The following is a 338-nucleotide window of genomic DNA, read 5'->3' as shown; positions in this document are numbered from 1 at the left end:
ATACTATTGCCTCTACAATTGCGGTTGCAATGTCACAAGAAAATGAAGTAGAGTTAAATTTCTGTTTTGATAAAATTGGTGTACTTCATGATGTAAATGATGACACAACATTGATCCCAAAAATTAACGAAACTTTATATTTGCAGTTAAAAGAAGAAGGTGTAATTTTCGAAGGAATGATTCCGAAATTAGACAATTCATTCAAAGTAATCAATGCGGGTGTAAAAAATGTATGTTTGGTACACGCGCGCAACATTAACTCAGAGATTAAAACAATTTTATGTTAGAATTAGCTGTTCTCAAAAAGAAAGCTGTCGATTTGTTGTGTCAATTAATCG

General features: G+C 31.7%; 1 protein-coding gene. It reads left to right on the top strand.

Annotated elements, in window-relative coordinates; translation table 11 throughout:
* The coding region (locus QWI17_RS09950) for an amino acid kinase family protein (RefSeq protein WP_302722355.1) at nt 1-287 on the top strand (287 nt) is incomplete at its 5' end.
* Nucleotides 288-338: the final 51 nt, after the last annotated feature.

Source organism: Gilvimarinus gilvus (genome assembly GCF_030518155.1).
Classification (GTDB): Bacteria; Pseudomonadota; Gammaproteobacteria; order Pseudomonadales; family Cellvibrionaceae; genus Gilvimarinus; species Gilvimarinus gilvus.
This window is presented reverse-complemented; position numbering and strand designations above follow the sequence as displayed.